This is a genomic window from Rhodococcus spongiicola (assembly GCF_004011835.1).
Taxonomy (GTDB): Bacteria; Actinomycetota; Actinomycetes; order Mycobacteriales; family Mycobacteriaceae; genus Prescottella; species Prescottella spongiicola.
Genome location: NZ_RKLN01000002.1, coordinates 13,031 through 39,464 on the forward strand (window position 1 = coordinate 13,031; position 26,434 = coordinate 39,464).

Here is a 26,434-nt window from a genome sequence, read left to right on the forward strand (position 1 = left end):
AGGAGCGGAACCCGGGTCGGCGTTGCATGGGAACCCCAACGAGAAAGGTGCACAGGTCAACCCATGACCATGACTGATCCGATCGCAGACTTCTTGACGCGTCTGCGCAACGCCAATTCGGCGTACCACGACGAGGTCCGACTTCCTCATTCGAAGATCAAGTCGAACATCGCCGAGATCCTCAAGCGCGAGGGCTACATCGCGGACTACCGCTCCGAGGATGCCGAGGTCGGCAAGACGCTGATCGTCGACCTCAAGTACGGCCCGAGCCGCGAGCGCAGCCTCGCCGGCGTCCGCCGTGTCTCGAAGCCGGGTCTGCGCGTGTACGCGAAGTCCACCAACCTGCCGAAGGTCCTGGGCGGCCTGGGCGTGGCGATCATCTCCACGTCCTCTGGCCTGCTCACCGATCGTCAGGCGGCCAATCAGGGTGTGGGCGGGGAAGTCCTCGCCTACGTCTGGTAAGGGAGGCCACCACAATGTCGCGTATTGGAAAGATCCCGGTCGCTGTCCCTGCGGGCGTCGACGTGACCATCGACGGACAGGACGTCGCGGTCAAGGGCCCGAAGGGCTCGCTCTCGCTGGTCGTCTCCGAGCCGATCTCGGTCGTCAAGGGCGAGGACGGTGCCCTCCAGGTCAACCGCCCCGACGACGAGCGCCGCAACCGCGCGCTGCACGGTCTGTCACGGACCCTCGTGCAGAACATGATCATCGGTGTGACCGCGGGTTACACCACCAAGATGGAGATCCACGGCGTCGGCTACCGTGTGGCGCTGAAGGGGCAGAACCTCGAGTTCTCGCTCGGTTACAGCCACCCGGTCCTGGTCGAGGCCTCTGAGGGCATCAGCTTCGCTGTCGAGTCGCCGACCAAGTTCTCGATCTCCGGCATCGACAAGCAGAAGGTCGGCCAGATCGCGGCCAACATCCGCCGCCTGCGCAAGTCCGACCCGTACAAGGGCAAGGGCATCCGCTACGAGGGCGAGCAGGTCCGCCGCAAGGTCGGAAAGACGGGTAAGTGATATGAGCCAGACTGCAAACCAGAAGGCCAAGCGGATTCCGTTGGGCAAGGACGTGTCCACCACGCGTCGTCTGTCGAAGGCGCGTCGTCACTTCCGTCTGCGCAAGAAGATCTCCGGCACCCCCGAGCGTCCCCGCCTCGTGGTGAACCGCTCGTCGCGTCACATCCACGCGCAACTGGTGGACGACTTGGCCGGCAAGACGCTCGCCGCCGCGTCGACCGTCGAGCCAGACGTGCGCGCGGTCGACGGCGACAAGAAGGCCCGCGGCGCCAAGGTCGGCCAGCTGATCGCCGAGCGTGCCAAGGCTGCCGGCGTGGAGGCCGTGGTGTTCGACCGCGGCGGCCACACCTACAGCGGCCGGATCGCGGCCCTGGCAGATGCCGCTCGCGAAGGCGGGTTGAAGTTCTGATGACCAACATTACTAACGGAAGGAATGCCTGATGCCGGGACGTCAAAGGCGTGACGGCGGAAGCGGACCCGCCGGACAGAATGGGCCGAGCACGGGAGACAGCCGTGGCGGCGGTCGCGATCGCCGCGACAGCCGCCGTGACAGCGCGGCCGAGAAGTCGAACCAGATCGAGCGCGTCGTCTCCATCAACCGCGTTTCGAAGGTCGTCAAGGGCGGTCGTCGCTTCAGCTTCACCGCTCTGGTCATCGTGGGCGACGGCAACGGACTCGTCGGCGTCGGCTACGGAAAGGCCAAGGAAGTTCCCGCGGCCATCCAGAAGGGTGTCGAGGAGGCTCGTAAGAGCTTCTTCCGAGTGCCGCTCATCGGCAGCACCATCACCCACCCGGTTCAGGGCGAGGCAGCGGCCGGTGTCGTCATGCTGCGTCCGGCCAGCCCGGGTACCGGTGTGATCGCCGGTGGTGCGGTGCGTGCCGTGCTCGAGTGCGCGGGCATCTCCGACATCCTCGCCAAGTCGCTCGGCAGCGACAACGCGATCAACGTTGTGCACGCGACGGTTGCCGCCCTCAAGGGCTTGCAGCGTCCCGAAGAGGTTGCAGCCCGCCGTGGCCTGCCCCTCGAGGACGTGGCCCCGGCCGGTATGCTCCGCGCTCGCGCACAGGCTGGGAGCGTGAAGTAATGGCACAGCTCAAGGTCACTCAGGTCAAGAGCACCATCGGGACTAAGCAGAACCAGCGGGACAGCCTGCGCACCCTCGGACTGAAGAAGATCCGTCAGTCCGTCGTCCGCGAGGACAACGCGCAGAACCGCGGTCTGATCAACGTGGTGCGTCACCTCGTCACGGTTGAGGAGGTCCAACCATGACCATCAAGTTGCATCACCTGCGCCCCGCACCCGGTGCCAAGACCGACAAGACCCGCGTCGGTCGCGGTGAGGGCTCTAAGGGTAAGACCGCCGGTCGCGGAACCAAGGGCACCAAGGCGCGCAAGAATGTGCCGGCCGCCTTCGAGGGTGGACAGATGCCGATTCACATGCGTCTGCCCAAGCTCAAGGGCTTCAAGAATGCGTTCCGCACCGAGTACCAGGTCGTGAACGTCGGTGACATCGCTCGTCTGTTCCCCGAGGGTGGACAGATCGGCGTCGCCGAGCTCGTCGCCGCGGGCGCGGTACGCAAGAACCAGCTCGTGAAGGTTCTCGGGGAGGGAGAGCTCCCGGTCGCCGTCCAGGTCACCGCGAACAAGTTCTCGGGCTCTGCGAAGGAGAAGATCGCCGCTGCCGGTGGCACTGCCACCGAGGTGTGATCCTTCCTTTCAGCTAGCTGTCGAATGGCCGCAACGTGCCCTCTGGGGTAAGTTGCGGCCATTCGCCGCTCCGGGGTGTTCGGACCGGGCATACTGGTCAGGGTCAGCCCCCTGGATGGGGGCTGTAGTTTGATGTGTCACTGCTAGAGTTCTAGAGTTCTGCAATCCAAGGGCGGGTCAATCGATCGACTCGCCGTGTGTCGTGTGCCAGGAGGATCTTTGCTTTCCGCCTTTGTCTCGGCCTTTAGGACACCCGACCTGAGGCGGAAGATCCTCTTCACTCTCGGTCTGGTCGCTCTGTATCGGCTGGGTGCCACGATGCCCTCGCCCGGTGTCGACTACGGCAACGTGCAAGCGTGTCTCGAACAGGCTGTACAGGGCGAGTCCGCCGGCATCTACTCGCTGATCAACCTGTTCTCCGGCGGTGCGTTGCTGCAGCTGTCGGTGTTCGCGATCGGCATCATGCCGTACATCACGGCGAGCATCATCGTCCAGTTGCTGACGGTCGTCATCCCGAGGTTCGAGGAGCTTCGCAAGGAGGGCCAGTCGGGCCAGGCGAAGATGACGCAGTACACGCGGTACCTGTCGATCGCCCTCGCCGTGCTGCAGTCCACGGGCATCGTCGCGCTGGCGGCGCGTGGGCAGCTGCTGCAGGGCTGTGCGGAGCCGATCCTCGCCGACGACAGCGTATTCGGGCTCGTCATGATCGTGCTCGTGATGACCGCTGGTGCGGCTCTTGTGATGTGGTTCGGTGAGCTGATCACCGAACGTGGCGTCGGCAACGGCATGTCCTTGCTCATCTTCGCCGGCATCGCGTCGCGTATTCCGGCCGAGGGCAGCAACATCCTCAACGGCCGCGGCGGCGTGACGTTCACACTCGTGTGCATCGCGGCACTGTTGATCATCATCGGCGTCGTCTTCGTCGAGCAGGGCCAACGTCGTATTCCGGTGCAGTACGCCAAGCGGATGGTGGGCCGCAAGATGTACGGCGGCTCGTCGACGTACTTGCCGCTCAAGGTCAACCAGGCCGGCGTCATCCCGGTGATCTTCGCGTCCTCGCTGCTGTACCTGCCCAACCTCATCGCGCAGCTCTCCGGTGCGGCAACCAATCCCAATCCGAGTTGGTGGCAGCGCTGGATCAACGAATACTTGGTGAACCCGGCCAACCCGGTCTACATCCTGATCTACTTCGGGATGATCGTCTTCTTCACGTACTTCTACGTCGCCATCACCTTCAACACGGAGGAACGCGCCGACGAGATGAAGAAGTTCGGTGGCTTCATCCCGGGTATCCGTCCGGGTCGACCAACCGCCGACTACCTGAGCTACGTGCTGAGCCGAATCACCCTGCCGGGTGCCATCTACCTCGGCACCATCGCGGTGCTGCCGAATCTCTTCCTCGAGGTCGGCAACACCGGCGGCGTCGCAAACCTGCCGTTCGGTGGTACGGCGGTGCTCATTATGGTCAGTGTCGGCCTCGATACCGTCAAGCAGATCGAGAGCCAGCTGATGCAGCGAAACTATGAAGGGTTCCTTAAGTGAGACTTGTCCTCCTTGGTCCTCCCGGTGCCGGTAAGGGCACCCAGGCCGCGATTCTGTCCGAGAAGCTGGGCGTTCCGCACATCTCCACCGGGGATCTGTTCCGGGCGAACATCGGGCAGGAGACCCCGCTCGGACTCGAGGCCAAGAGGTATCTCGACGCGGGCGATCTGGTCCCGAGCGAGATCACGAACAGGATGGTGAAGGCCCGCGTCGCGGAGCCCGATGCGGCCAACGGATTCCTGCTCGACGGCTTCCCGCGCACGGTCGATCAAGCCAAGGCGCTGGAGGACATCCTGGCGGGTCTCGATGCCAAGCTCGACGCGGTGCTCGCGTTCGATGTCGACGACGATGTCGTCGTCGAGCGGATGCTCGCCCGCGGTCGCGCCGACGACACCGAGGACGTCATCCGCAACCGCATGCGCGTCTACCGGGAGGAGACGGCGCCGCTGCTGGACTACTACGCGAGCCAGGTCGTCACCGTCGACGCTGTCGGGGCCGTCGAAGAGGTCAACGCCCGCGCTCTCGCGGCGCTCGGCAAGTAATGGCGTTCGGTCGCAAACGCAAGGTCGTTCCGTTCCGCACGGCGGGTGAGCTCGATGCGATGGCTGCCGCAGGGGCGATCGTCGGGGACGCTCTGGTGGCGGTGCGCGATGCGGCCAAGCCCGGCGTCAGCACGCTCGAGCTCAACGACATCGCCGAATCCGTGATCCGTGCCGCCGGCGCCGTGCCGTCGTTCCTCGGATACCACGGGTTCACGGGATCGATCTGTTCGTCGGTCAACGACCGGGTGGTCCACGGCATCCCGTCCGCCGACGAGATCCTCGTCGAGGGCGACCTAGTTTCGATCGACTGCGGCGCCATTCTCGACGGGTGGCACGGCGACTCGGCGTGGACGTTCGGAATCGGTGCTCTGAGCGAGGCCGACGCTCAGCTGAGCGAGGCGACACGGGTGTCCATGGAAGCGGGTATCGCCGCGATGGTCGAGGGCAACCGACTGACGGATGTCTCTCACGCAATCGAACTCGGTGCCCGCGCCGCGGGGTCATCGCACGGCCGCTGGTACGGGATCGTCGATGGCTACGGCGGACATGCGATCGGTCGCGAGATGCACATGGATCCGTTCCTGCCGAACGAGGGCGCCCCCGGGAAGGGGCCGCGCCTGGTCGCCGGATCGGTCCTGGCGATCGAGCCGATGCTCACCCTGGGCACGCATGAGACCCGGGTCCTCGGCGACGACTGGACAGTGGTCACCACCGACGGCAGCCGTGCCGCGCACTGGGAGCACACCGTCGCCGTCACCGAACACGGGCCGCGGATCCTCACACTGCGATCCGGCGACAACTGAGATTCGCCCGACGCAACCGCATGGGTGATTCAGCCGTCGAGCAGGACGGTCACCGGACCGTCGTTGACGAGACTCACCTGCATGTGCGCTCCGAACCGTCCCACCTCGACTGTCGCCCCGAGTTCGCGCAGCGCGTCAGCGAAGGCATCGACGAGGGGTTCGGCCACCGCGCGCGGCGCGGCGGGCGACCACGACGGACGCCGGCTCCTACGGGTGTCCGCCATCAGGGTGAACTGGCTGACGACCAGGATCGGGGCGCCGACGTCGGATGCGGATTTCTCGTCGTCGAGGATCCGCAGTCGCCACACGCGACGGGCGACGTTCGATGCGGCGACCGGATCGTCGTCGAGTCCTACGCCGAGGAGTACGAGTAGACCCTGGCCGTCCGCAGGGGGCGAGATGCGGGCCACCTCCTCGCCGTTTACCGCGACCGCTGCCGATGTGACTCGTTGGACGAGCGCGCGCATTGAGTTGTTCTTCCCTTCTGAGTGAAGCAACCCCGGGTGGAGTGGCCCCGGGTGGAGCAGCGGGAAACCCCGCCCGCATTTGGACTGGTTGGAAATTGTCGGTAAGGTGGAACAACGGTGCGCCCTGCGTATCGGTCGTTTGCGTGTCCGACGCCAGTCGGACTGTCGTACTCGGTCGGCGAAAAGATGCTGTACGTAGGTTCCCGGATTGGCGTCCGAAGAGGACGCTCATCCTCTTCCGGGACCTCGTCAGTGTTCAGGACCACCGCTGTAGCGGATACCGGTGACGGTAGCCGATGAACCCATTGCGCCACTCAACGGATCGCGGAGGACATGGCTAAGAAAGACGGGGCTATCGAGGTCGAGGGACGAGTTGTCGAACCGCTGCCCAATGCGATGTTTCGCATTGAGCTCGAGAACGGCCACAAGGTCCTCGCGCACATCAGCGGAAAGATGCGTCAGCACTACATCCGCATTCTTCCCGAGGATCGCGTCGTGGTGGAGCTTTCGCCCTACGACCTGTCGCGTGGGCGCATCGTCTACCGCTACAAGTAAGAGCTTCCCCGGCCGCACCCGGCCGGGGAGAACTATGTCTGCCCTCGGGTGGACACACAACAGGAGATCAGACGCACGTGAAGGTTCAGCCTAGCGTCAAGAAGATCTGCGAGAAGTGCAAGGTGATTCGCCGTAACGGGCGGGTCATGGTGATCTGCGACAACCTACGCCACAAGCAGCGTCAGGGCTAGTCCTCACGGCCACCGCTTCTTCGAGATCTGCTTGGCAACAAGCAACAGAGAAGACCTCTCAGCACCAACCGCAACCCGGGCCGAGGCAACAACCAAGGCAGGTAGCGGTCCACCCCCGGCACGGAGGCCGGGGCCCCACTGTGAGTGTGAACCGCAGAGTTTTTCAGACGCAGGGGACGGACTGGGAGCAGACCTCCGCACACCGATAGGAATGCCACATGGCACGTCTCGCAGGTGTCGATCTTCCCCGCGAAAAGCGCATGGAGATCGCACTGACCTACATCTACGGCATCGGCCGTACGACCGCCAAGGAGATCCTGACAGCTACGGGTGTCAGCCCGGATCTGCGCAGCAAGGACCTGTCCGACGAGGACCTCGCCAAGCTCCGCGAGTACATCGAGGAGTCGGTGAAGGTCGAGGGTGACCTGCGTCGTGAGGTGCAGGCGGACATTCGCCGCAAGATCGAGATCGGCTGCTACCAGGGCCTGCGCCACCGTCGTGGTCTGCCCGTGCGTGGTCAGCGCACCAAGACCAACGCCCGCACCCGCAAGGGTCCGAAGCGCACCGTCGCAGGAAAGAAGAAGTAATGCCTCCGAAGTCACGCAGCACCGGTCCGAAGAAGGCGCGTCGCAGGGACAAGAAGAACGTTCCGCACGGTGCCGCTCACATCAAGAGCACCTTCAACAACACGATCGTGTCGATCACCGACCCGGCCGGCAACGTCATCTCCTGGGCGTCGTCGGGCCACGTGGGCTTCAAGGGCTCGCGTAAGTCGACGCCGTTCGCCGCTCAGCTCGCCGCCGAAAACGCTGCTCGCAAGGCGCAGGAGCACGGCGTCAAGAAGGTCGACGTCTTCGTGAAGGGCCCGGGCTCGGGCCGCGAGACCGCGATCCGCTCGTTGCAGGCTGCAGGCCTCGAAGTCGGCACAATCTCCGATGTCACCCCCCAGCCGCACAACGGCTGCCGTCCGCCCAAGCGGCGCCGCGTCTAGTACGGGAAAGGAAGGTAAGAAATGGCTCGTTACACCGGACCCGTTACCCGTAAGTCGCGTCGTCTCCGCGTCGACCTGGTCGGAGGCGACCAGGCCTTCGAGCGCCGCCCCTACCCGCCGGGCCAGCACGGCCGCGCGCGGATCAAGGAGAGCGAGTACCTGCTCCAGCTGCAGGAGAAGCAGAAGGCACGCTTCACCTACGGCGTCATGGAGAAGCAGTTCCGCCGCTACTACCAGGAGGCGGTCAACCGCCCCGGCAAGACCGGTGAGAACCTGCTACAGATCCTGGAGTCGCGTCTCGACAACGTCGTGTACCGCGCAGGCCTGGCCCGCACCCGCCGTCAGGCGCGTCAGCTGGTCACGCACGGCCACCTTCTCGTGAACAACAAGAAGGTCGACATCCCCAGCTACCGCGTCTCGCAGTACGACATCATCGATGTCCGCGAGAAGTCGCTGTCTACCCTGCCGTTCCAGGTCGCCCGCGAGACCCAGGGCGATCGCCCGGTCCCAGGTTGGCTGCAGGTCGTCGGGGGCCGTCTCCGCATCCTGGTGCACCAGCTCCCCGAGCGTGCGCAGATCGAGGTTCCACTGCAGGAACAGCTGATCGTCGAGTACTACTCGAAGTAAGGCACAAACCCTGGGGGCGGCCGGTAACGTCGCATCCGGCATCACCGGCCACCCCCGGGTCCGGGCCTTTCCCATCGTGGGCGTCATATGGCGGACGCCCGTACAGGAGGAAATTCAATGCTCATTTCTCAGCGACCCACGCTGACCGAAGAGGTCATCGCTGACAACCGCTCGAAGTTCGTCATCGAGCCCCTCGAGCCAGGCTTCGGGTACACCCTCGGCAACTCGCTGCGCCGCACCCTGCTGTCGTCGATCCCCGGCGCCGCGGTCACCAGCATCCGTATCGACGGCGTCCTCCACGAGTTCACCACGGTCCCGGGTGTGAAGGAGGACGTCACCGACGTCATCCTGAACCTCAAGGGCCTGGTAGTGAGCTCCGAGGAGGACGAGCCGGTCACCATGTACGTCCGCAAGCAGGGCCCCGGGGCCGTGACTGCGGGTGACATCGTTCCGCCGGCCGGCGTCACGGTCAACAACCCGGATCTGCACATCGCCACCCTGAACGACAAGGGCAAGCTGGAGATCGAGCTCGTCGTCGAGCGCGGTCGCGGCTATGTCCCCGCCGTCCAGAACAAGGCGTCCGGCGCCGAGATCGGCCGCATCCCGGTCGACTCGATCTACTCGCCGGTGCTCAAGGTCACCTACAAGGTGGAGGCGACCCGCGTCGAGCAACGCACCGACTTCGATCGGCTGATTCTCGACGTGGAGACCAAGAACTCCATCACTGCTCGGGACGCACTCGCTTCGGCGGGTAAGACCCTGGTTGAGCTCTTCGGCCTGGCCCGTGAGCTGAACGTCGAAGCAGAAGGCATCGAGATCGGACCCTCGCCCGCCGAGGCCGATCACATCGCTTCCTTCGGACTGCCCATCGAGGACCTGGACCTGACGGTCCGCTCCTACAACTGCCTCAAGCGCGAGGGTGTTCACACCGTCGGCGAGCTCGTGGCACGCACGGAGTCCGACCTGCTCGACATCCGCAACTTCGGACAGAAGTCCATCGACGAGGTCAAGGTCAAGCTGCACTCGCTCGGCCTCACCCTCAAGGACAGCCCTGCGTCCTTCGACCCGACGACCGTTGCCGGCTACGACGCCGCCACCGGCACGTGGAGCGATGCCGACACCGGTTCCCTCAGCGAGGCTGAAGGCACCGATCAGGACTACGCCGAGACCGAACAGCTGTAACCCGTATCACCCGGCACATGGGCAAATGTGCTGGGCGAGCCCAAGAGGAGCTCCAATGCCCAAGCCCAAGAAGGGTGCCCGCTTCGGCGGGTCGGCGTCGCACCAGAAGGCGATCTTCGCCAACCTGGCGACTGCTCTCTTCGAGCACGGCCGAATCACCACCACGGAGGCCAAGGCCAAGGCCCTGCGTCCGTACGCCGAGAAGATCGTGACCAAGGCCAAGGGTGGAACCCTGGCCGACCGTCGCGAGGTTCTGCGGGTCATCCGCAACAAGGATGTCGTGCACAACCTGTTCGCGGAGATCGGCCCGTTCTACGCCGACCGCGACGGTGGATACACCCGCATCATCAAGACCGTCCCCCGCAAGGGTGACAACGCTCCGATGGCGATCATCGAGCTCGTCAAGGAGAAGACGGTCACCTCGGAGGCGGACCGCGCGCGTCGCGTCGCTGCTTCGCAGGCCGCTCCGGCTGTCGAGGAGAAGCAGGCCGAGGCCGAGGCCGGCGAGACCGAGGCTCCCGAGGCCGAGGTCGACAGCGCCGACGAGGCCAAGTCAGAGGCCGACGAGGCGAAGGCCGACGAGGCCAAGAAGGACTAGTCCACTTGGTTTCGGCACATGCCGCATCGAACGAACCCGTCGTTCCCACAGGGGACGGCGGGTTCGTTCGCTTGCGCCTCGACATCTCTTACGACGGCACCGACTTCTCCGGGTGGGCTCGGCAACCCGGCCACCGTACGGTGTGCGGTGAGATTGAGGAGAAGCTGAGCACGGTCGTCCGCACCCCGGTACTGCTCACGGTGGCCGGGCGCACCGATGCCGGTGTGCACGCGAGTGGGCAGGTGGCGCACGTGGACGTGCCCGCCGACATGGTGCCGGACGACCCGGAGCGCTGGGTCCGTCGATTTGCTCGGTTCCTGCCCCGCGACGTTCGCATCGAGCACGTCTCGTTCGCCCCCGCCCATTTCGACGCCCGGTTCTCCGCGATCCGCCGGCACTACGAATACCGACTGACCACGGCGCCGTACGGTGCGGAGCCGCTGCGGGCGCGCGATACGGTCGCGTGGCCCAGGGAGGTCGACGTCGACGCCATGCGGGAGGCGTCGTCGCGGCTGCTGGGCCTGCACGACTTCGCCGCCTTCTGCAAGCGGCGTGAGGGTGCGACGACGGTCCGTGAGCTCCAGCGCTTCGACTGGGAGCAGTCCGGTCACGAGCTGACGGCGTTCGTCACCGCCGACGCGTTCTGCTGGTCGATGGTGCGCAGCCTCGTCGGCGCGGCACTGGCCGTCGGGGAGGGGCGCCGGACGATCGAATGGATGGCGGGGCTGCTCGCCGAACGCGAACGCGCCAGTGAGGTCGCCGTCGCACCGGCGCACGGGCTCTCGCTCGTCCGCGTCGACTACCCCGCCGACGAGGACTTGGCCGCCCGCAACGAAGCCACTCGGGAGATGCGCACGGTGCCCGATCCGAACGGAACGGGCTGCTGCGGCGGGTAGTAGCCTGACGCTCGGCACCGTCACCGGCGGGCCTTGCGGTGGGATCCGGGGTCCGAAGGCAACGTACCCTCCGACGAAGTGAGGATCGTGACGATGAATCAGTGGTGGATCTCGCTTCAGGTTCTCGCGCCCGCGTTCTGGCTCGGGATGGTCGTCGCGATCTCGTTCCTGGAAGCCCCGATCAAGTTCCGCGCGCCCGGCGTGACGATCCCGATCGGGCTGGGCATCGGTCGGCTGGTGTTCCGTGCGTTGAACATTGCGGAAGTCGCCGTGCTGGTGGTGCTGTGGGTCGCGACGATTGCCGCCGAGGCGACCCCGACTGCCGCGGTGCGGAATCTGCTCGCTGCGTTGACGATCGTTCTAGCAATCCAGGTCGCAGGCATTCGTCCGCCGCTGAGCCGCCGGTCGAACCGGATCCTGGCAGGCGAGGAGCTTCCGAGGTCTCGCGCACACCACCTGTACGTCGCGTTCGAGGTCGTGAAGGTGATCGTGCTGGTCTGGCTGGCCGCTGCCACCGTGGCCGTTCATATCTGAGCGACCGCCGTCGGGACCTGCCGACTCAGCCCGCGAGTTGGCGGGCGATGACGAGTCGCTGAATCTGGTTGGTTCCCTCGAAGATCTGGGTGATCTTCGCTTCGCGCATGTACCGCTCGACGGGGAAGTCCTGGGTGTAGCCGTACCCGCCGAACACCTGTACCGCGTCGGTGGTGACCTTCATGGCGGCGTCGGTCGCGACGAGCTTCGCGACGGAGGCGTTGCGCGAGTAGGGGAGTCCGGCGTCGCGGCGGCGGGCGGCGTCGATGTAGGTGGCGCGGGCGGAGTCGACGGCCGCGGCCATATCCGCGAGGACGAAGCCGAGGCCCTGATGATCGATGATCCGCTTGCCGAACGCCTTGCGCTCCTTGGCATACGCGACGGCGTCGTCGAGGGCGCGCTGGGCCAATCCGACCGCGACGGCGGCGACGCCAAGCCGTCCGGAATCGAGTGCGCTGAACGCGATGGGCAGGCCCTGGCCCAGCTTGCCGATGAGTCGCTCGCTCGGGACGAAGGCGTCGTCGTAGTGCGCGGCCGTCGTCGGTATAGCCCGCAGGCCCATCTTCTCCTCCGGCTTGCCGAAGCTCAGACCCTCGGTGTCCTTGGGAACCAGGAAACAGGAGATGCCGCGGGAGCCGTCGTCGCTCGTGCGGGCGAACAGGGTGTAGAAGTCGGCACGGCCGCCGCTGGTGATCCATGCCTTGCTGCCGTTGATCCGGAACCCGCCGTCGACCTCGGCCGCTCGGCACATCAGCGCGGCGGCGTCGGATCCGGCCTGCGCCTCGGACAGGCTGTAGGCGCCGACGGTCTCGCCGCCGAGCATGTCGGGCAGCCACTTGGCCTTCTGCTCGTGGGTGCCGTGCGTGGCGAGCGCGAAGCAGGACAGGCTGTGCACGCTCGTGGCGACGGCGACGGCTGCCCAGCGTGCCGCGATCTCCTCGAGGACTTGTAGATACACCTCGTAGGGCTGATTGCCGCCCCCGAACTCCTCCGGATACGGCAGGCTCAGCAGCCCCGCTCGTCCGAGTGCGGGGAAGACGCCCTCGGGGAATGTCTCGTTTTTCTCGTGCTCGTCGACGATCGGTGCGAGCACCCTGTCGGCGACGTCGCGGGTGAGGTCGATCAAGTCGCGGGCTTCCTGGGTGGGCAGCAGGCGTTCGACGGGCACGGCGTCTCCTCGCTGGACTGACGAGATGATCAAGTCAGGAATGAGTAGTACTGAAAATGATACTTCAGTACTGTCTAGGGTATGGCAACCCCGGTGAGGATTACGGCTCGCCGCATGGCGCTGTTCGACGAGCTCGTGGCACTGATCCTTGACGAAGGATTCGCCCATCTCACTCTCGACGACCTCGCCGCGCGCCTGCACTGCTCGAAATCCACGCTCTACCGTCTCGCGGACAGCAAGGAGCAGCTGGTGCGGGCCGCGACGGTGCACTTCTTCCGCGCTGCAACCGAACAGATCGAGGCGAGCCTGTCCGGAGCCGTCGGCGCCCGTGATCGCATCCGCACGTACCTCGAGGCAGTCGGGGAGCAACTACGGCCCGCCTCGGCGCAGTTCATGGAGGACCTGGCCGGCGACTCGGCGGCGGGGGAGGTCTACGAGCGCAACACACGGTGGGCGGCACGCCGCGTCCAGCAACTCATCACCGAGGGCGTCGAAGCGGGCGAGCTACGGGATGCACATGCGGCCTTCGTCGGCGACATCGCCGCCGCGGCGATGGTGCGCATCCAGCAGCGACAGGTGGCCGCGTCGACCGGCCTGGGCGACGCCGCGGCGTACCAGGAACTCGCGATCCTGCTGACCCGGGGCCTCTGAATCTACTGGCCTCTGACTCTACGATCGGATCGGAAGGGAGCGCTCATGGAGCTGGATCGACCGCTACGACTCGAGGTGATCGTCGGCAGCGTTCGCGTCAAGCGGTTCGCGCCCGTCGTCCTCGACTGGTTCCTCGAACGGGCCCGTGTCCGCGACACCTTCGACACCGCCGTACTGGACCTCGCAGAGATCCCTCTGCCGCAGGATCTTTCGTCGTCGCCAGTGGTCGATTCGTTCACCGACCGGATCGGCAGGGCGGACGCGTTCGTCGTCGTCACCAGCGAGTACAACCACGGCTACCCGGCGGCGCTCAAGACCGCATTCGACACCGTCAAGTACGAGTGGCGGGCCAAGCCCGTCGGCTTCGTCGCCTACGGCGGCATGTCGGGCGGCCTCCGCGCGGTCGAGCAACTCCGTCAGGTGGTAGCCGAACTACACATGGTCTCGATCCGCGAGGCCGTCAGTTTCCATCAGGCCCGCAGGCACTTCGATCCGGAGGACGGGGCGGCGAACGACGGCGTCGAGCGGATGCTCACGCAGTTGGCCTGGTGGGCCGACGCGCTGCGAACCCAGCGAGAGCAGTCCCCGTATCCGGGTTGACCGGTCAGCGCGCAGCGCCCGGTTGGACGCTCGCGCCGACCGGGCGCACCGAGTATGTGGCGACCAAGGTCTTACAGCTGGTGGTTCCCGCCCTCACAGTGCGTTAGGACCCGAGGATCACGCCACCGAGAGGTCATCGGACGAATCGGATGTAGAAGGCCGCGATCGCAGCGAGCTCAGCCTGATCATCGCCGTCGTGATCAGTTTCCCGGCGGCCGGCTGGACGCTGGCTGCTCTGGCTGTACTGGTCTTGGCTGGCAGGGTTTATTCACTGGTCACGCCCAAGAACAGGCCGAAGGTGTGAACCCTCCCCCGGACGGTTCACCTCTTGTAACGCCTAAGCGCGTATCTAGGACACGTTGTGAGGCGACTCACAACAGCGGTCCTGACCCATTCACTCGCAGGTGACACCGTCCTGTCACGGTTGAGCTTCGTGCTGTAGCCCGGCTGCCCCTCATACAGCGGTGCAGCGCCGCCTGCCCTGACCGCATCGCAGTTCTTGAACGAGACCGTGGCTCGGTGCGGGCGCCGGCTCCGGTGCGGGCGCGGGTTCCGGTGCGGGCGCAGACTCGTGCGCGGGTTCCGGTGCGGGTGGGCCCGGCAGCCTCCGGCGGCCAAGTCGAGGATCGCCTGGGACTGAGCCGAGGTGGGGGAGATGCCCTGGTAACCCGCGCGCTTGTCGACATTGGAGGCGATGATGCTGGGCGCCTTGCCGAGGCTGATCCCCTGGCATGTGTTCCCAACAGGTTCGCGATTACGTTGTCCCGCTGAGTATTCGACAAGTCGGGACGACCGCACGGAAGGCCACCACGAACGCAGCGGTGTCGTCTTCTGTCGGCTCGTAGTCGGCAGCCGGCGATGCGGCGGCTACGGTTGTCGCAGGACCAGTCGTTGTCTGGTAGGTGCCGCCGATTTCGAAACGTCCACTCCATCCGATGCAGCAGGTGAGTTCTCGTCCGGTGCAAGCACGCCACCGATGACTATGAGACCAAACGCTCCGGCAGTAACCACAACAGCAAGCTGGCAACCGGGAATCCGGGCCCGATCCGGGCGGCCGCGTATTTGAGCGATCACACCGATGATGAATACGATCAAACCCGCGAGGCTAAACAGGGCGTCGACGAGCGAGTTCGTCCGGAGACTCGAGAAGCGCGGACAAGTACTCACCGCATCTAGTCGTGTAGTCAACCGATCAGCATGTGAAAGTTGCCGGAATCGGTGCGCACGGAATCAACACCACGTTCGAGCCGAAGAACACCTATGCCGATGCCGCAACCTGGTTGCCGCCGAACAAGTCCTATCGCTGCATCTACGTGTCGCGGCACCCATAGTCGCGTACCGATACTCGCTAATCGAAGCGGTCTCGGAAGAGAGCTCGTGGCGCACATCCGTTCGTCGGAAACGACATCCAGCCCGTCTGGCCACGTGCGACTCGGGTGTCCTTTGGCCCCGTTGCACGTGATATAGGCAGTGAGAAGACGCCGCCGTGCAGGCGTCGTTATCGGGGCTGGGCGAGCATCGATCGCAGGTACTCGAAGATCCGGCCGTCGACGATCTCGGCTCTCAGCGGCGGCTGGGTGTGCAAGTCGTAGAGCAGGTTCAGCAACAACACCGGGTCGACGTCGAAGTGCTGGAACGGCAGTTCGATCTTCGATCGGGTCTGTGGAACGAACAGCATCGTCAACCTGCCGAGCATCCCGGACGGGAGTCGCACCGGCCTGGTTCCCGGAACGAGGTCGAGGCAAATCATGTCCACCGGGATCCGACCCTCGCGATTACGGGTCGGACGGACCCCGGCGATCTGCTGCCACGGGATCATGCGCGCGAAGAGCGGGTTGGACACAAGGACCCCATCGTCGACGACGGTGATCCCATATCGCCACCCCCGCACGGTCGCGACAGCGACGGCGATCGCTGCGAGCGCGGGTAGAGCGCAGATTCCAGCGATCACGTATGCGTCGATCCCCCAAGAACCGGTGGCAGGGTCGCGGAACCGCGCCGCGGCGAACCATGGGACCAGCAGCATGAAGGCTCCCAGGCACAACAAGGTGAGGACTCGAATCCAGCTGTGCGGGAATAGGACCCCCCGTACTGCTCCGGGAGCCGGTGGAGCGGACTGGTCAGCGGCGCGGACACGACCCGTGCGCGGGTCGACGTCGACCGAACGCACACGCGATGACAGGACCTTCGTGCGCGTGTTGGCATGTGCCGCCATCACCGGCAGCGCCACCGTCATGCCGAAGATTCCGACCCCGAGCGCGGCCGCCCAGGAACCGGCGACCGCCAGCAAGACCGCCGGGATGAGCGCGACGACAAGCATGATCACATCGCTGGCGCCGATCGGGAGACCCGATGTCCGTTTCAGGTGCTTGCCCCAGGGGAAAGGGACGGCCATCCTGCTCACCGGCTGGGATGGCAGAGCGTGCGGTGGGGGTTGTGCCGGGTTCAAATCCTCTCCTATGTTGCATCGTGCTCAGCAGCTCAGCTCGGACGGAGTGTGCCGATGATCTGGTCTATCGTTTCTGCTTCGATCGCGCCAGGCAGTCCCTGGTGGGCCTCGACGACGAGGACCATCACCTCAGCCGTCGCGAAGCCACGGGTCGCGACCACGTCGAACCGGGCGCGTGGTGGATCGCATTCATTCGATTTCGGGACGTCGTCGACAAGGGCGGTGTATCGCACAGCCGGGTTGCCGGCGATCGTGAAGCGTTGCGCCTCTGTGTACGTCACCTTCGGCATACGGTCGTCGTCTGCGAATATCCGCTCGGCTAAGCGCACCTCGTCGAGTGCCGCGGTCTCGATGTCGATACCGCGCCTGCCCGTTGCTCCGGTGACGGCAAGGGTTGCGCCGTCGACGGCGTCGCAGTATTCGTACCCGTACTGTCCGTGAGCTCCGTAGCCGGCGATCAGACCGTCATCGTCGGACCATCCGAACACCGCACTCCATTCGTTGTCCCAATCCGGTGGAATGTCGTAGGTGAGACCGAACTTCGTGGCGATGGGCTGCGGCTCTCCAGGCTCGACGTCGATCTTCGGCGGCGGGAACTGCATCGACGGGAAACCCGGCGGCAACGGTGGCGGTGGCGTCGTCGACGCCGGCGCGGACCATGTCGGCGGGGCGAGTGCGGGACCGAGCTCGTCAGGGTCGGGCGCGTCCGGTCCCATAGCGGCGAGACGAGGAATCATCAGGATGAAGCCGTAACTGACGGCAACGGTCGCGGCGAGCCTGAGCAGTGCAATGAGAAGACGCCGCCGCGCAGGCTTTGCAGACACAGTTCCCCCGAGCCGATTCGATTCATCCATGCCATGACGCCCCCGTCCCGGCGGTGTCATCGTAGTGAACGCGATGTAGGCGGCTCGCGAAGCTACGTCCGGTCGCCGGAGAACGAGACAAAGGCCCGCCCCAACCCGGGCTGGGCCGCTGTCGTCGTCTCAGGACCTACGACCCCGAAGACCCGAGCGATCCCAAGGATCCGGTCCATGGTTCGACGCCGAGCGTGATCACTGACACCGTGCCGCGGCCGGGGTGAGTGACGTAGGCGCGGGTTCCGTCCGGGGTGATCGCGATCCCGGTCGGATAGTCGCGGACTTCGATTGTGTTGGTGGCGGTGTTGGTGGCTGTGTCTATCACCGACACCGTGCCGTCTCCGTAGTTGGTGACGTAGGCGCGGGTTCCGTCCGGGGTGATCGCCACTTGGCGCGGCAAGTCGCCGACGTCGATGGTTTGGGTGACGGTGTTGGTGGCGGTGTCGAGCACCGACACCTTGTCGGTGGTCTCACTGACGACGTAGGCGCGGGTGCCGTCGGGCAGGAGTGCGATCGCCTGTTGGTCCCGACCGACGTCGATGCCGTTGATAATCGTGTTGGTGGAGGTGTCGAGCACCGACACCACAAAGGCATTATTGGGCCACCTGGGGTTGGCGCTGGTGACGTAGGCGCGGGTGCCGTCGGGGGTGATCGCCACACCGATCGGCTGCGAGTAGAACCCGACGACAGTGTCGATGACGGTGTTGGTGGCGGTGTCGACCACCGCTACCCGATCGCCCCCGTAGAGGGTGACGTAGGCGTAGGCACCGTCAGGGGTGATCGCAATCCCTTCCGCCCCTAGGTTGCTCCCGATGTCGATGGTGTTGGTGACCCTGTTGGTGGCGGTGTCGATCACAGACACGCTGTCGCTGGGATTGTCGAACTCGCCATTGTTGGTTACGTAGGCGCGGGTGCCGTCGGGGGTGATGGCTACCGCGCGCGGGATGTAGCCGACGTCGATGGTGGTCATGACCCTGTTGGTCCTGGGGTTGATCACCGCGACCTCGCTGCTGTCCCAAACCGTGACGTAGGCGCGGGTGCCATCGGGGGTGATCGCCACCCCGACCGGATCGTCGCGGACTTCGATGGTGGCGGTGACGCGGTCGGCGTGTGCGGCCGGGGCAACTGTGAGAATCAACCCAATCGCCAGGGAAGCGGCTGACCAGGCTCCGAGCCATCGTCGGGTGCGAAGCCTCAAGCCAAGGTCACCCCCGCGACTAGACGGAATAATGGTGTTGTGCGACATCGTGACTAGGCTCCTTCGACCAATGAGGAGATCAAGATAGGCCACCGGCATCTCTCGGGTGCGGCGCACGCAGGGCACCGAAAGGGCCTGTCGAAATCGAACCGTCCCCCCGCGGGTGAGGACTATACGGGACATTTCGGACATCGATCCGGATCGGCCGGACCCGCTGGAGCACAGCCCCGCCTGATCCTGTGATGGCTGGACGGCGCTGGATCCGGTCGTTGAGCAGCTCCTCGGGTCGTTGGCCTCCTTCTCGTCGAACTGAAGGTATAAGCTGGGTTATAGACCGGAGGAGGTGCCATGACAGCGATGCTCGACAAGGAGAAGCTCTTCACCGAGCTCGGCAACGAGAAGGCACGCGAGACCGCCTCGCACATCGGGTTCCTGCGCAGCCTGCGCCAGCTTTCCGAGGCCGGCGTACCCCAAACCGTGCTGGCGGCACGAGTCGGTGTGAGCCAGCCAGCGATCAGCGACATGCTGCGCCGGGCCCGGCTCAACGCACCGGACGTGCGCCCGGGTACGCACGGCGGCACCCCGTACGAGATCGCGGCCCGGTACGCGGCAGGGGAGTTGGACCGCGAGACGATGATCCGTGAGCTCGTCGAATGGGAGTACGAGCCTCCGCCCGAACCGAATCCGTTGGCCGACATTGACACCTACAAGCCGCCCCGGCGGGGTGGGTTCAATAACCAGGTCGGCCGGGCCTTCGATGACAAGTTCCTCACCGACGAGGAGTACAACGCCGTGCTCGATGGCCTGGCGGGCCGCAGCGCGTGACGACGCCGGAAGAGATCGAGTCTCGTCAAGAATTGCTCGCGGCACTGTCCGAACCCGGAGGTCCACTACAGGCGGATTCGCCGCATGCGACGATCCGAAATCCGCGCTACTACCAGAAGGACCAGAAGGTCGGCGGCGCAGCGGTCCCACTGCCCGAGCGGCGCGCTCTGCACCTCGAGATCAGGGCGGCGTGGAGGGCTGAGTATCCGAACGTGCGGACCGAGCAGTCCTCTGTCTTGCTGGCTGGACCGCCGGGGGCGGGCAAGTCAAGCATCATTCGGAACTCGATCTTCGCCGACCGTGATCCGAGCCATTGGAGGCTATTGGACGCGGACGTGTTCAAGGACGCCTTGCTGAGTGCTGAGGTCGAGGCCGGGACGTGGCAGGAGATGCTGCCGCCGGAGTACAGAACGGTCCCGCCGGAGAAGCCGTTGTTCCATCCGAACGAGCTCAGCGCCCTGGTACGCCACGAGTCGACCGATCTGTTCGAGCAGGTCTTCTATGAGGCAATCGACAACGGGGACAACCTGATCCTTGATGGCACCTTGGCGTGGAAGGAGTGGGCGGTGGACTTGGTCTCCGGTCTCAACGAGTCTGGTTACCGGATCCAGATCGTCGACGTCGAAGCCCCACAGGATGTGGCCGTCGAGCGCATCGTCTCACGGTGGCGGAAGGGTTACCTCGAGGCGATGGCCACCTCCGGACAGGATATCCCGATGGGTGGTCGCTGGATCCCCAGGTCCGCTGTCGACCGGCTGTTCACCGAGACCCGCGAGTCTGACAATCTGCCCCTGTGCGGATCTCACCGGCCCAGGGATAGGTGTCCTGGAACAAGTAGTGGTGGATCCGCTGCATGTGTGCGAGGTCGTAGTTGCCGGGGATCGGATTCTGCTCGAGTTCATGCAGTCGCTTGATCGACGACGCGACCTCGAGACGGTCGACGATGTTCTGATCGGGCAACCCGTGCTCGAATCCCAGATCGACGGCGATGAGGTTTCGCATGACGGCGTTGTCGAGGTTCGGCATCCCGGTATCCGTGTCGTACGAGACGGTCCCGGGAATGAAGTAGTCGACCCATCCCTGCGAGAAGATTGGGTGCGGGTCGGCCATCAGCCGATGCCCTTCTCGCGCAGCATCTCGGCCACCATCTCCTCGAGAGTGATGGTGCCCTGAAGGAGCCGCACGGTCAGCTCCTCGTCGCGCGGATCGACGGTTTTCCCGTCCATCGCGGCGATCGGTGCCAGGCGCGCGTAGGCCGCCCGGGCTTCGGCTTCGCTGATCTTCTTGCTGCTCATGACTCCCCCTTCTGGTTGCGGATGGGGCGAGACAGAATGCGCCTCGCCCCACCGATGTGCCGATCCTATGGCGTCAGACCGCGCGACCGATCGCAACGACGAAGCTGGGTGCGACATGCAGATACATTCGACCGCAACCGATGCCAGAGATGGCTACCGCCGAGAGACTGGGTCCAGTGCCATCAGGGTCTGCAAGTCGCCGTTGAGCGCCTCGACCAGCTCATTGATCGCGCCCGCGAGTGCGTGCGCCTCGCCCGACAGGTGTGTGAGATGCTTCGCGGCGAGTTCGTCTCCCACGGCGTTGGTGAGGAGTTCGGCGATCTCGTCGTCGACAGCGAGAGCGCGTTTCGCTGCTTCGGCGTGCTCGAGCTCTCTGTCCAGCGCCAGCAGGTGGTTGTAGTAGTCGTCCAAGACACGCACCCGTTGGAACAACCGGTCCCAGACAATGTCCAACGGTTCGCGGGCGACATCGAAAGCGCGGATCGCGACGGTCGCCGCAGATGACGTTCCAGTCGGTTGCGGCCCCAGCTTCACGATGGTCCTCCGCAACGCGATAGCGTGCTGCACCACCTGTCGTGCCTCTTCGCGGAGATTGAGCTGTACGCGGTGGGCCTCGAGGTAGCGGCTGTGCCATGACTTTGTCTTGGGGATAGACCGTGTCAGGTCGAGGACGCCGGCAATCAGCATGCGCACTCGCTTCTCCCCGAACGGTTCCTCTGCGATCAGATCCAGCGGCACTGTTATCGGCAGATCCAAGACAACGGACGCCTTTCGGTGTGCCGCCGCGTCAGTTTGGTTGTATTTCAGTCGGTTCGGGATCTCTGGCTTCAACTGGAAGTACAGCGCCATTACAAAGATCACGATCGCGATCGTTCCTACGAGCACGCCTGCCGTGGGGTCATAGAACACCCCGACAATGGCTGCGAAGAATATGGACCCCCAGATCGCATCGCGGGTCTCTTTGAGTTTCTTCTTCTTGCCTTCTACTTTCGGCGTCTCATAGTCGCGGCTGGGCGCTGGCGGTTTGATGCCAGCTGCTCTCATACGAGAACGCTTGTTCCTTGTCTCCGCCGGCAGTGTGTGTTCATCGAAGTAAATGAGCTTCCGGTCCGGGCCGGAGCCGGTGACTACGTGCCTGATCTGACTCATGGATGGATTGTCTCTGGCACTCTCCGCCGAGTCTTAGCGGGTGGGGGTTAGTCGGAAGCCTGGATACCGCGCCGCGTCGGCTGAGCCAAACGTCCACTAGGGTGTCTTGTTTGCCGGCAACGATCAGCGGGGTCGGAAACGGGGAGGCGGCTACTTTCCAGCCGGAGACCCCATCGATCGACGAGAACGGTTACGGGGCATCAGATGGCCCGCGCGGAGGAAACGCCGTGGCATCTGATCTTTGTGTAGCCGGAAGTGCAGGGCACTGAACGAGGGGGATACAGATGAGCCGTGATCCGCACGATGGTGGGGAAGGTCCGCAGCCTGAGCGGATATGGGGCGATGGCACTCAACAATGGGGCAAGAATCCGGCATACGTCGACTCGTCCGGCGACCGAGGCGATTCGACACCACCTTCAACAAGATCACGACAACGCGGCGTTCGAGTCGGCATGGTCACGGCTTCGGCTCTCTTCGCTCTTTTCGCCGTCGTCTTTGTGCGCACGGGCAATATCGGCGCCGGACTAGCTTTCGCTGCATTCAGTGCTATGTGCGCCATCTCCGGCATCGTCCAGCCAATCAGAGCGATGCTAGGGCGCGCACCCCTCCGCAGATCGTGGTGGCTTACGTTGACCTGGGCCCTAGTGGTCGCCGGATTCATAGGCCAGTTCACTGGACTGGCCATGACATCGGCCGCGCGCGAGTACTGGGCGCAGCAACGAGTGGAGCGGGAAGGGCCGTCGTCGGATGAGTGGCGTCGCGAGCAGGATGGCGAAGAGACGGGGGCGGCGGCCGCCGCAACAACGGATCTGCAAGACATCGACCGCAGTTCAACCGCGAGTAGCGCGACCGCGCCGCCGTCATCTGATGTTCCCCGACTCGTATCGCCACAGGTACCGGCCGAAAAACCTGCAATCGACCTAGCCAAGATCGAGGGCGAGGCGTTCATCATCAGTCTCGATGTCGGGGGCGTCGAGTACGGAGGGGACAAGGAGACGGCAATCGCGGGAGGGCGCATCACCTGCGAGTACATCGACAACGCTGCAGCGCCCTCCCTCGCGCTGCTGGAAGCCGTGCAGGCGGCACAGGAATCCGGCTACACGCGACGTGACGCGGAGTACCTCGTGGGTTCGGCAATCGGGGCGTTCTGCGGCGAATACAGGTACCTCGTGAACTAGACCAACGGCGTCCAGGTACTTCAGTCGAGCTGTGCGGAATCCCGCGCCACCCCGGGAGTGCCCGGCTCAAGGGGTGGCCCGCACCCGAGAACGGTGCGGGCCACCCCTTGAGAACACACGCGGCGGTCAGACCGCGCGACCGTCTTCCTCTCCGAGGTCGAGCTCCCTTTCGGGAGGACGATTCTCGGCAGCCCCGGTCCCGTAGCCGGGTTGGTATTTGCCAGAGGTGTAGTCGCGCATCGGCAGCAGGTTAATGCCGGCGTCGAGGCCGCGGGCGATGCTCTCGTCGATCGACGGCTCGCTGACCGGTTCGGTCGGCTCGACGATCGCGTCGTCGGCTGCCGTGACCGGCTCGGCGGGTTCGACGGTCGCGGTGTCGGGTTCGAGGTGCTGCACGGCCGGGTACCGGATCGCTGAATCTGGAGCAGGACCTCGAACTCGGTCCAGCCCAGTCGTCCTATGTACCCAAGGATGTTGTGACGCATCGACAGATGGGGGAGCTGCATCGCGGGGCGCTGCTCGATCTGGCCCGCCGCGAGTACCTGATCCTCGTCGAGGCAACGTCGAGGATCTCGGCGACACCGTTGCCCTCGACGACGGCGACCTCCGGTGGTGCTTCGGCGGCGGCCAGGGCCTGCGCTGTTCACGGTCGTACACACCCCGCTCGGCGAGTACGTCCGAGCAATGAGGCAGTGCGGCCAATCCTGGGAGATGGTCACCGATCACCCTGTCGTCCACCAGGACACGACCGCGACGGCCCGGGTGATCTGGCAACTGATCGCGCTTCTCACCTACTGACGGGCGCCTGCGGCGGGGCACGTCCCGCCCCACCACAGATTCGCAAGCTCTTGGCGACGCCAACTGTAGATCGTTTGGTCACTGACACCGAGGTCGGCTGCGATCTGCCCGACAGGGCGGCCAGCAGCCACCAGGTCGAGGACTTTACGGCGGAACTCTTCGGGATAACGCTTCGGCACGGACACGACTCCTTCGACGGATGGCGTGACCCAAAGTCAAGCAAACCGACTCCGTGCAACCCGGGGCACATCAACGTCTCCGGACATGCCGCGGCGGTTCAAGACACGGAGGGGACTATCCCGAGGACAAAATTGGAGGGGACATTCAGACCCGTTTCGAGGTTCTGTCCGACCTCTCACTGCAAGGTCGAGTCCCCGGACGGTTGCGTGCAAGGGCGGCGCTGATCGCCGTGGTTGCCCAGTTCCTCTCGGTGTCCGCACAATGGCCGCTACCCCTAGGGCTCGTCGGAACGGTCGGCCGCAGATGGCTGTCGAGATGTAACCCCGGGCGGTTTCGCGGTCGCCTGGATGGCGATCTTTCTCCGGACATGGGATGTGGGCGTTTCGCGACGGTGAATGGGAGGGTTTCGGGCTGATTTGGTTTTCATTGGTGTATCCCTATGTCCGGGGCGTTTGGCATTCGCCGCGAATTTCAACCCTCGAGGCACCACCGCATCGTCCCCGCGTCCGACTGCATGAGTCGGGACCGACTCCTGTGGCGAGTGCGCTCGCCGGTTGGTATCGCCTTTCGGCAGGCTTGCTTCGGTATTCACTGAACTCCGCTCGGCGGCTGCCGGCGCTACTTCTGCTCGATTCTTCGAAGACTCCATTGCAGATTCGCCGATCCATTCCCGGAACACAACGTGCAGGGACCTAAGATCACTCGGTTCGATGACTATCAGCCGTATCCCGAATTCATCTGCAAGAAGGCGCTTTTCCGCCATTTTGGCCTGGTAGGTCGGTACCGACATCAAGCCGGCGGCCTCGATCATCGTGCCGTCTGCCAGTTTCCAATCAGCGCGGCGGCGCCCCCGCTTGTTCAGGGTGGGATGTTTGGGCCAGTGTGGTTCGTGTTCGTGGGCGATACCGTTTCTGGTGAGGAAGTTGTCGATCTCGCATTCGAACAAGGACAAGCACCAGTGGCCGTCGTCGGCACGGCAGTTGATACCCCGACTCGTGCGCCTGATCTGGTCGCCGAACCCGGCCATATCGAGAAAATTTGTCCACGGATTCAGTCCGAGGGCAGCCAGATCGAATGGACTCGGCAGCCCCATCCGCGCTGCCATGATCTGGTCACGTCTGGTCGCGGGTATGTCATACGGGACGACCTCGGTTTCAGAGAACGACTTGGGGACAAACCCGGCGACGTCGACGTACTGCTGGAGCAAGCGGATAGCGACCTTGGTAGTTGGCGGGGGGGCGTCGAAAGTGGAGCATGCATAGCACCAGCGAGGTGGACCGAAATTGAGGATTGCTGACGGATTGAGTCGGTTGAGGTCAGTTGGTTCATCGCATAGCGGACAGCGCGTGTCCTTGAAGGGTAGCCAGCGAATTACGTTACGCATCCGCCCGAACGCGATTGCGCCGGTATTCGGTGCGAGAGCGTCTCCGTCCTGCAGTCCGGGGGTGTATCCGGTTTCGGCCACCAGCCGCCTGCAAATCTCTTCTAGCTCTGGGAATAGTCTCGCGGCATGGTTGCTGAAGATGAGTGGTGTGTAGCCGCGGAACCGTTCCGCAAGCTGGATGTAGAGGTGGTCTGCGTCTGAAGGCCAGCAGTTCGGAGGCAGTTTCTGGGCAGCTTCCTCCAGGTTCGGCCCTTCCTGCTGGTAGAAGCGCTGGCGCAGCAACCTCTCGCCTCCCTTGAGATCAATTCCGGTGAGATCAATCGGTACTGGTAGCGCGTTGAGGGAGTGGGACTTGGGGGGGACTGGATTCCAGGCATCCCACGCGGAATCCTCGATCGGTCGTTCAGCGCGCCCGCGGCGCTTCAGGACCCCTGCGAATCCATGTGGTTGCATCCCCCGGAACGTTGAAATTTCGTTCTCGTCCTCGTAAATTACGCGGTATTCCACTGGCTGAACGTAGCAGCGCTCCGTACCGCGCTAAACGCCAGCGCTATTGGACCGGCAAGGAATGGTCTGACCAAACGCGCGAACCGCAACGCCAGCCACGCCAGATGCCGCGGCGGGAGCAACAGAAACAACCCGAACGCCAGCCACGCCAGATGCCGCGGCGGGAGCAACAGAAACAACCCGAACACCAGCCACGCCAGATGCCGCGGCGGGAGCAACGGAAACAACAGGAATTGGATCGCCGCAACGGAGAGACAGCACGCCAAGCCGCCCTCGCAGCTCGCGCTGACACGCAGAATCAGCAGTACCTGGCCGGCGAGAACCGCGGAATCTACGGGGAGTATCCACCCGTACCGCTGGACTAGCCGAGTCAGCTTTTCTCCGGAGCGTCACGGCTTCACGGCGTCCCCGGCCGCCGTCTCGTCCGGGCTGGCGATCACCCCCGACGGCACCCGCGCTGGATCCGGGTTCGGATGGCCAGGCTCTGCAACGCCGGGATCGTGCGACTTACGGGAGGACTGCTACCGACCCCGACCACCCCGAA

The 26,434-nt window shown here is 64.7% G+C and carries 36 protein-coding genes and 1 pseudogene; 25 read left to right on the forward strand and 12 right to left on the reverse strand.

Annotated elements, in window-relative coordinates; genetic code table 11:
• Positions 1-63: 63 nt before the first annotated feature.
• The 9 genes from rpsH (at position 64) to map (ending at position 5,610) form a co-directional block, all read left to right on the forward strand.
• Complete coding sequence (gene rpsH, locus EF834_RS04735; RefSeq protein ID WP_127946096.1) at positions 64-462, forward strand: 30S ribosomal protein S8; 399 nt, start codon at positions 64-66, stop codon at positions 460-462.
• Between the two features lie 14 nt (positions 463-476).
• Positions 477-1,016: a 50S ribosomal protein L6 gene (gene rplF, locus EF834_RS04740; RefSeq protein WP_127946097.1), complete on the forward strand. Its 540-nt coding sequence runs from the start codon at positions 477-479 to the stop codon at positions 1,014-1,016.
• A gap of 1 nt (position 1,017) precedes the next feature.
• A complete protein-coding gene (gene rplR / locus EF834_RS04745; protein WP_127946098.1) occupies positions 1,018-1,425 on the forward strand; it encodes a 50S ribosomal protein L18 in 408 nt (135 codons plus the stop codon).
• Between the two features lie 31 nt (positions 1,426-1,456).
• Positions 1,457-2,101, forward strand: coding sequence for a 30S ribosomal protein S5 (gene rpsE / locus EF834_RS04750; protein WP_127946099.1), 645 nt, complete (start codon positions 1,457-1,459; stop codon positions 2,099-2,101).
• Entirely contained in the window at positions 2,101-2,286 is a 186-nt protein-coding gene (rpmD, locus tag EF834_RS04755) for a 50S ribosomal protein L30 (protein ID WP_127946100.1), read from the forward strand. Before rpsE ends, rpmD begins: the two co-directional genes overlap by 1 nt.
• Positions 2,283-2,723, forward strand: coding sequence for a 50S ribosomal protein L15 (rplO, locus tag EF834_RS04760; RefSeq protein ID WP_127946101.1), 441 nt, complete (start codon positions 2,283-2,285; stop codon positions 2,721-2,723). Before rpmD ends, rplO begins: the two co-directional genes overlap by 4 nt.
• A gap of 219 nt (positions 2,724-2,942) precedes the next feature.
• Positions 2,943-4,265, forward strand: coding sequence for a preprotein translocase subunit SecY (gene secY / locus EF834_RS04765; RefSeq protein ID WP_127946102.1), 1,323 nt, complete (start codon positions 2,943-2,945; stop codon positions 4,263-4,265).
• Positions 4,262-4,807, forward strand: coding sequence for an adenylate kinase (locus EF834_RS04770; protein WP_127946103.1), 546 nt, complete (start codon positions 4,262-4,264; stop codon positions 4,805-4,807). Before secY ends, EF834_RS04770 begins: the two co-directional genes overlap by 4 nt.
• Entirely contained in the window at positions 4,807-5,610 is an 804-nt protein-coding gene (map, locus tag EF834_RS04775) for a type I methionyl aminopeptidase (protein ID WP_127946104.1), read from the forward strand. The genes EF834_RS04770 and map overlap by 1 nt, the downstream gene beginning before the upstream one ends.
• A gap of 29 nt (positions 5,611-5,639) precedes the next feature.
• On the opposite strand, the gene dtd is transcribed toward map, so the two are convergent.
• The gene (gene dtd / locus EF834_RS04780) at positions 5,640-6,077 is read right to left on the reverse strand and encodes a D-aminoacyl-tRNA deacylase (protein WP_127946105.1); all 438 of its coding nucleotides are present in this window, start codon (positions 6,075-6,077) and stop codon (positions 5,640-5,642) included.
• Between the two features lie 333 nt (positions 6,078-6,410).
• Between dtd and infA the strand changes: the two genes are divergently transcribed.
• The 9 genes from infA (at position 6,411) to EF834_RS04825 (ending at position 11,651) form a co-directional block, all read left to right on the forward strand.
• Positions 6,411-6,632 (forward strand): translation initiation factor IF-1, encoded by a 222-nt coding sequence (infA, locus tag EF834_RS04785; protein WP_003418601.1) that lies wholly within the window; start codon positions 6,411-6,413, stop codon positions 6,630-6,632.
• A gap of 77 nt (positions 6,633-6,709) precedes the next feature.
• Entirely contained in the window at positions 6,710-6,823 is a 114-nt protein-coding gene (rpmJ, locus tag EF834_RS04790; protein ID WP_025347279.1) for a 50S ribosomal protein L36, read from the forward strand.
• Between the two features lie 218 nt (positions 6,824-7,041).
• Positions 7,042-7,410 (forward strand): 30S ribosomal protein S13, encoded by a 369-nt coding sequence (gene rpsM, locus EF834_RS04795; protein WP_127946106.1) that lies wholly within the window; start codon positions 7,042-7,044, stop codon positions 7,408-7,410.
• On the forward strand, positions 7,410-7,814 hold the full coding sequence (gene rpsK, locus EF834_RS04800; protein ID WP_127946107.1) for a 30S ribosomal protein S11: 405 nt from the start codon (positions 7,410-7,412) through the stop codon (positions 7,812-7,814). The genes rpsM and rpsK overlap by 1 nt, the downstream gene beginning before the upstream one ends.
• A 21-nt stretch (positions 7,815-7,835) precedes the next feature.
• Positions 7,836-8,441: a 30S ribosomal protein S4 gene (gene rpsD, locus EF834_RS04805; protein ID WP_127946108.1), complete on the forward strand. Its 606-nt coding sequence runs from the start codon at positions 7,836-7,838 to the stop codon at positions 8,439-8,441.
• Positions 8,442-8,558: 117 nt separating this feature from the next.
• On the forward strand, positions 8,559-9,623 hold the full coding sequence (locus tag EF834_RS04810) for a DNA-directed RNA polymerase subunit alpha (RefSeq protein ID WP_127946109.1): 1,065 nt from the start codon (positions 8,559-8,561) through the stop codon (positions 9,621-9,623).
• A gap of 55 nt (positions 9,624-9,678) precedes the next feature.
• Complete coding sequence (rplQ, locus tag EF834_RS04815) at positions 9,679-10,221, forward strand: 50S ribosomal protein L17 (RefSeq protein ID WP_127946110.1); 543 nt, start codon at positions 9,679-9,681, stop codon at positions 10,219-10,221.
• Between the two features lie 5 nt (positions 10,222-10,226).
• Positions 10,227-11,117 (forward strand): tRNA pseudouridine(38-40) synthase TruA, encoded by an 891-nt coding sequence (gene truA / locus EF834_RS04820; protein WP_127946111.1) that lies wholly within the window; start codon positions 10,227-10,229, stop codon positions 11,115-11,117.
• Between the two features lie 93 nt (positions 11,118-11,210).
• On the forward strand, positions 11,211-11,651 hold the full coding sequence (locus EF834_RS04825) for a hypothetical protein (protein WP_127946112.1): 441 nt from the start codon (positions 11,211-11,213) through the stop codon (positions 11,649-11,651).
• A gap of 25 nt (positions 11,652-11,676) precedes the next feature.
• Here EF834_RS04825 and EF834_RS04830 read toward each other — a convergent pair whose 3' ends face one another.
• Positions 11,677-12,819, reverse strand: a complete 1,143-nt coding sequence (locus EF834_RS04830; protein ID WP_127946113.1) for an acyl-CoA dehydrogenase family protein — start codon at positions 12,817-12,819, stop codon at positions 11,677-11,679.
• A gap of 81 nt (positions 12,820-12,900) precedes the next feature.
• Between EF834_RS04830 and EF834_RS04835 the strand changes: the two genes are divergently transcribed.
• Complete coding sequence (locus EF834_RS04835; protein ID WP_127946114.1) at positions 12,901-13,470, forward strand: TetR/AcrR family transcriptional regulator; 570 nt, start codon at positions 12,901-12,903, stop codon at positions 13,468-13,470.
• A gap of 45 nt (positions 13,471-13,515) precedes the next feature.
• Entirely contained in the window at positions 13,516-14,070 is a 555-nt protein-coding gene (locus tag EF834_RS04840; protein ID WP_127946115.1) for an NADPH-dependent FMN reductase, read from the forward strand.
• Between the two features lie 321 nt (positions 14,071-14,391).
• On the opposite strand, the gene EF834_RS18715 is transcribed toward EF834_RS04840, so the two are convergent.
• The gene (locus EF834_RS18715; protein WP_235871004.1) at positions 14,392-14,868 is read right to left on the reverse strand and encodes an excalibur calcium-binding domain-containing protein; all 477 of its coding nucleotides are present in this window, start codon (positions 14,866-14,868) and stop codon (positions 14,392-14,394) included.
• A 401-nt stretch (positions 14,869-15,269) separates the two neighbouring features.
• On the opposite strand from EF834_RS18715, the gene EF834_RS18615 reads away from it, so the two are divergent.
• Positions 15,270-15,401 (forward strand): hypothetical protein, encoded by a 132-nt coding sequence (locus EF834_RS18615; protein ID WP_268960921.1) that lies wholly within the window; start codon positions 15,270-15,272, stop codon positions 15,399-15,401.
• A 167-nt stretch (positions 15,402-15,568) separates the two neighbouring features.
• Here EF834_RS18615 and EF834_RS04850 read toward each other — a convergent pair whose 3' ends face one another.
• The 3 genes from EF834_RS04850 to EF834_RS04860 all read right to left on the reverse strand — a co-directional run bounded on the left by EF834_RS04850 (position 15,569) and on the right by EF834_RS04860 (position 18,514).
• Positions 15,569-16,465 (reverse strand): PH domain-containing protein, encoded by an 897-nt coding sequence (locus tag EF834_RS04850; protein WP_127946117.1) that lies wholly within the window; start codon positions 16,463-16,465, stop codon positions 15,569-15,571.
• Between the two features lie 86 nt (positions 16,466-16,551).
• On the reverse strand, positions 16,552-17,343 hold the full coding sequence (locus EF834_RS04855; protein ID WP_235871005.1) for a hypothetical protein: 792 nt from the start codon (positions 17,341-17,343) through the stop codon (positions 16,552-16,554).
• 166 nt (positions 17,344-17,509) lie between these two features.
• Positions 17,510-18,514 (reverse strand): beta-propeller fold lactonase family protein, encoded by a 1,005-nt coding sequence (locus EF834_RS04860; protein ID WP_235871006.1) that lies wholly within the window; start codon positions 18,512-18,514, stop codon positions 17,510-17,512.
• 408 nt (positions 18,515-18,922) lie between these two features.
• Here EF834_RS04860 and EF834_RS04865 point away from each other — a divergent pair, with 408 nt between their 5' ends.
• Both EF834_RS04865 and EF834_RS18720 read left to right on the forward strand, forming a co-directional pair.
• Positions 18,923-19,399 carry a hypothetical protein gene (locus tag EF834_RS04865; protein WP_127946119.1) on the forward strand — a complete coding sequence of 159 codons (477 nt, stop codon included), beginning with the start codon at positions 18,923-18,925 and terminating at the stop codon, positions 19,397-19,399.
• Positions 19,400-19,611: 212 nt separating this feature from the next.
• Positions 19,612-20,115: pseudogene (locus tag EF834_RS18720) on the forward strand (zeta toxin family protein); the annotation flags it as partial.
• A gap of 43 nt (positions 20,116-20,158) precedes the next feature.
• On the opposite strand, the gene EF834_RS18455 reads toward EF834_RS18720, so the two are convergent.
• From EF834_RS18455 to EF834_RS04880, 3 genes are all read right to left on the reverse strand, one after another.
• Positions 20,159-20,509 (reverse strand): hypothetical protein, encoded by a 351-nt coding sequence (locus EF834_RS18455; RefSeq protein WP_235871007.1) that lies wholly within the window; start codon positions 20,507-20,509, stop codon positions 20,159-20,161.
• Positions 20,509-20,694 (reverse strand): antitoxin VbhA family protein, encoded by a 186-nt coding sequence (locus EF834_RS04875; protein WP_127946121.1) that lies wholly within the window; start codon positions 20,692-20,694, stop codon positions 20,509-20,511. Before EF834_RS04875 ends, EF834_RS18455 begins: the two co-directional genes overlap by 1 nt.
• A 153-nt stretch (positions 20,695-20,847) precedes the next feature.
• Entirely contained in the window at positions 20,848-21,738 is an 891-nt protein-coding gene (locus EF834_RS04880) for a hypothetical protein (protein ID WP_127946122.1), read from the reverse strand.
• 557 nt (positions 21,739-22,295) lie between these two features.
• Between EF834_RS04880 and EF834_RS04885 the strand changes: the two genes are divergently transcribed.
• Positions 22,296-23,021, forward strand: a complete 726-nt coding sequence (locus EF834_RS04885) for a DUF732 domain-containing protein (protein WP_164874071.1) — start codon at positions 22,296-22,298, stop codon at positions 23,019-23,021.
• Positions 23,022-23,147: 126 nt separating this feature from the next.
• Here EF834_RS04885 and EF834_RS04890 read toward each other — a convergent pair whose 3' ends face one another.
• Complete coding sequence (locus EF834_RS04890) at positions 23,148-23,417, reverse strand: hypothetical protein (protein WP_127946124.1); 270 nt, start codon at positions 23,415-23,417, stop codon at positions 23,148-23,150.
• Between the two features lie 213 nt (positions 23,418-23,630).
• Here EF834_RS04890 and EF834_RS04895 point away from each other — a divergent pair, with 213 nt between their 5' ends.
• Entirely contained in the window at positions 23,631-23,819 is a 189-nt protein-coding gene (locus EF834_RS04895) for a hypothetical protein (RefSeq protein WP_127946125.1), read from the forward strand.
• On the opposite strand, the gene EF834_RS04900 is transcribed toward EF834_RS04895, so the two are convergent.
• Entirely contained in the window at positions 23,813-24,004 is a 192-nt protein-coding gene (locus EF834_RS04900) for a transposase (protein ID WP_328590543.1), read from the reverse strand. The two genes, EF834_RS04895 and EF834_RS04900, sit on opposite strands and share 7 nt — an antisense overlap.
• Before the next feature lie 269 nt (positions 24,005-24,273).
• Positions 24,274-25,890: a hypothetical protein gene (locus tag EF834_RS04905; protein ID WP_127946126.1), complete on the reverse strand. Its 1,617-nt coding sequence runs from the start codon at positions 25,888-25,890 to the stop codon at positions 24,274-24,276.
• Between the last annotated feature and the right edge of the window lie 544 nt (positions 25,891-26,434).

Excerpts from the sequence above, each read along its gene's own strand:
- rplF (WP_127946097.1), top strand. The coding sequence starts at position 477 with ATGTCGCGTATTGGAAAGATCCCGGTCGCTGTCCCTGCGGGCGTCGAC.
- EF834_RS04840 (WP_127946115.1), top strand. The coding sequence starts at position 13,516 with ATGGAGCTGGATCGACCGCTACGACTCGAGGTGATCGTCGGCAGCGTT.
- dtd (WP_127946105.1), bottom strand. The coding sequence starts at position 6,077 with ATGCGCGCGCTCGTCCAACGAGTCACATCGGCAGCGGTCGCGGTAAAC.
- rpsD (WP_127946108.1), top strand. The coding sequence starts at position 7,836 with ATGGCTCGTTACACCGGACCCGTTACCCGTAAGTCGCGTCGTCTCCGC.
- rpsH (WP_127946096.1), top strand. The coding sequence starts at position 64 with ATGACCATGACTGATCCGATCGCAGACTTCTTGACGCGTCTGCGCAAC.
- rplO (WP_127946101.1), top strand. The coding sequence starts at position 2,283 with ATGACCATCAAGTTGCATCACCTGCGCCCCGCACCCGGTGCCAAGACC.
- infA (WP_003418601.1), top strand. The coding sequence starts at position 6,411 with ATGGCTAAGAAAGACGGGGCTATCGAGGTCGAGGGACGAGTTGTCGAA.
- map (WP_127946104.1), top strand. The coding sequence starts at position 4,807 with ATGGCGTTCGGTCGCAAACGCAAGGTCGTTCCGTTCCGCACGGCGGGT.
- rpmD (WP_127946100.1), top strand. The coding sequence starts at position 2,101 with ATGGCACAGCTCAAGGTCACTCAGGTCAAGAGCACCATCGGGACTAAG.
- EF834_RS18455 (WP_235871007.1), bottom strand. The coding sequence starts at position 20,509 with ATGGCCGACCCGCACCCAATCTTCTCGCAGGGATGGGTCGACTACTTC.
- rpsE (WP_127946099.1), top strand. The coding sequence starts at position 1,457 with ATGCCGGGACGTCAAAGGCGTGACGGCGGAAGCGGACCCGCCGGACAG.
- rpsK (WP_127946107.1), top strand. The coding sequence starts at position 7,410 with ATGCCTCCGAAGTCACGCAGCACCGGTCCGAAGAAGGCGCGTCGCAGG.
- rpsM (WP_127946106.1), top strand. The coding sequence starts at position 7,042 with ATGGCACGTCTCGCAGGTGTCGATCTTCCCCGCGAAAAGCGCATGGAG.
- EF834_RS04825 (WP_127946112.1), top strand. The coding sequence starts at position 11,211 with ATGAATCAGTGGTGGATCTCGCTTCAGGTTCTCGCGCCCGCGTTCTGG.
- EF834_RS04810 (WP_127946109.1), top strand. The coding sequence starts at position 8,559 with ATGCTCATTTCTCAGCGACCCACGCTGACCGAAGAGGTCATCGCTGAC.
- EF834_RS04880 (WP_127946122.1), bottom strand. The coding sequence starts at position 21,738 with ATGAGAGCAGCTGGCATCAAACCGCCAGCGCCCAGCCGCGACTATGAG.
- EF834_RS04835 (WP_127946114.1), top strand. The coding sequence starts at position 12,901 with ATGGCAACCCCGGTGAGGATTACGGCTCGCCGCATGGCGCTGTTCGAC.
- EF834_RS04850 (WP_127946117.1), bottom strand. The coding sequence starts at position 16,465 with ATGGCCGTCCCTTTCCCCTGGGGCAAGCACCTGAAACGGACATCGGGT.
- EF834_RS04865 (WP_127946119.1), top strand. The coding sequence starts at position 18,923 with ATGACAGCGATGCTCGACAAGGAGAAGCTCTTCACCGAGCTCGGCAAC.
- EF834_RS04875 (WP_127946121.1), bottom strand. The coding sequence starts at position 20,694 with ATGAGCAGCAAGAAGATCAGCGAAGCCGAAGCCCGGGCGGCCTACGCG.
- EF834_RS04885 (WP_164874071.1), top strand. The coding sequence starts at position 22,296 with ATGGTCACGGCTTCGGCTCTCTTCGCTCTTTTCGCCGTCGTCTTTGTG.
- rplQ (WP_127946110.1), top strand. The coding sequence starts at position 9,679 with ATGCCCAAGCCCAAGAAGGGTGCCCGCTTCGGCGGGTCGGCGTCGCAC.
- rplR (WP_127946098.1), top strand. The coding sequence starts at position 1,018 with ATGAGCCAGACTGCAAACCAGAAGGCCAAGCGGATTCCGTTGGGCAAG.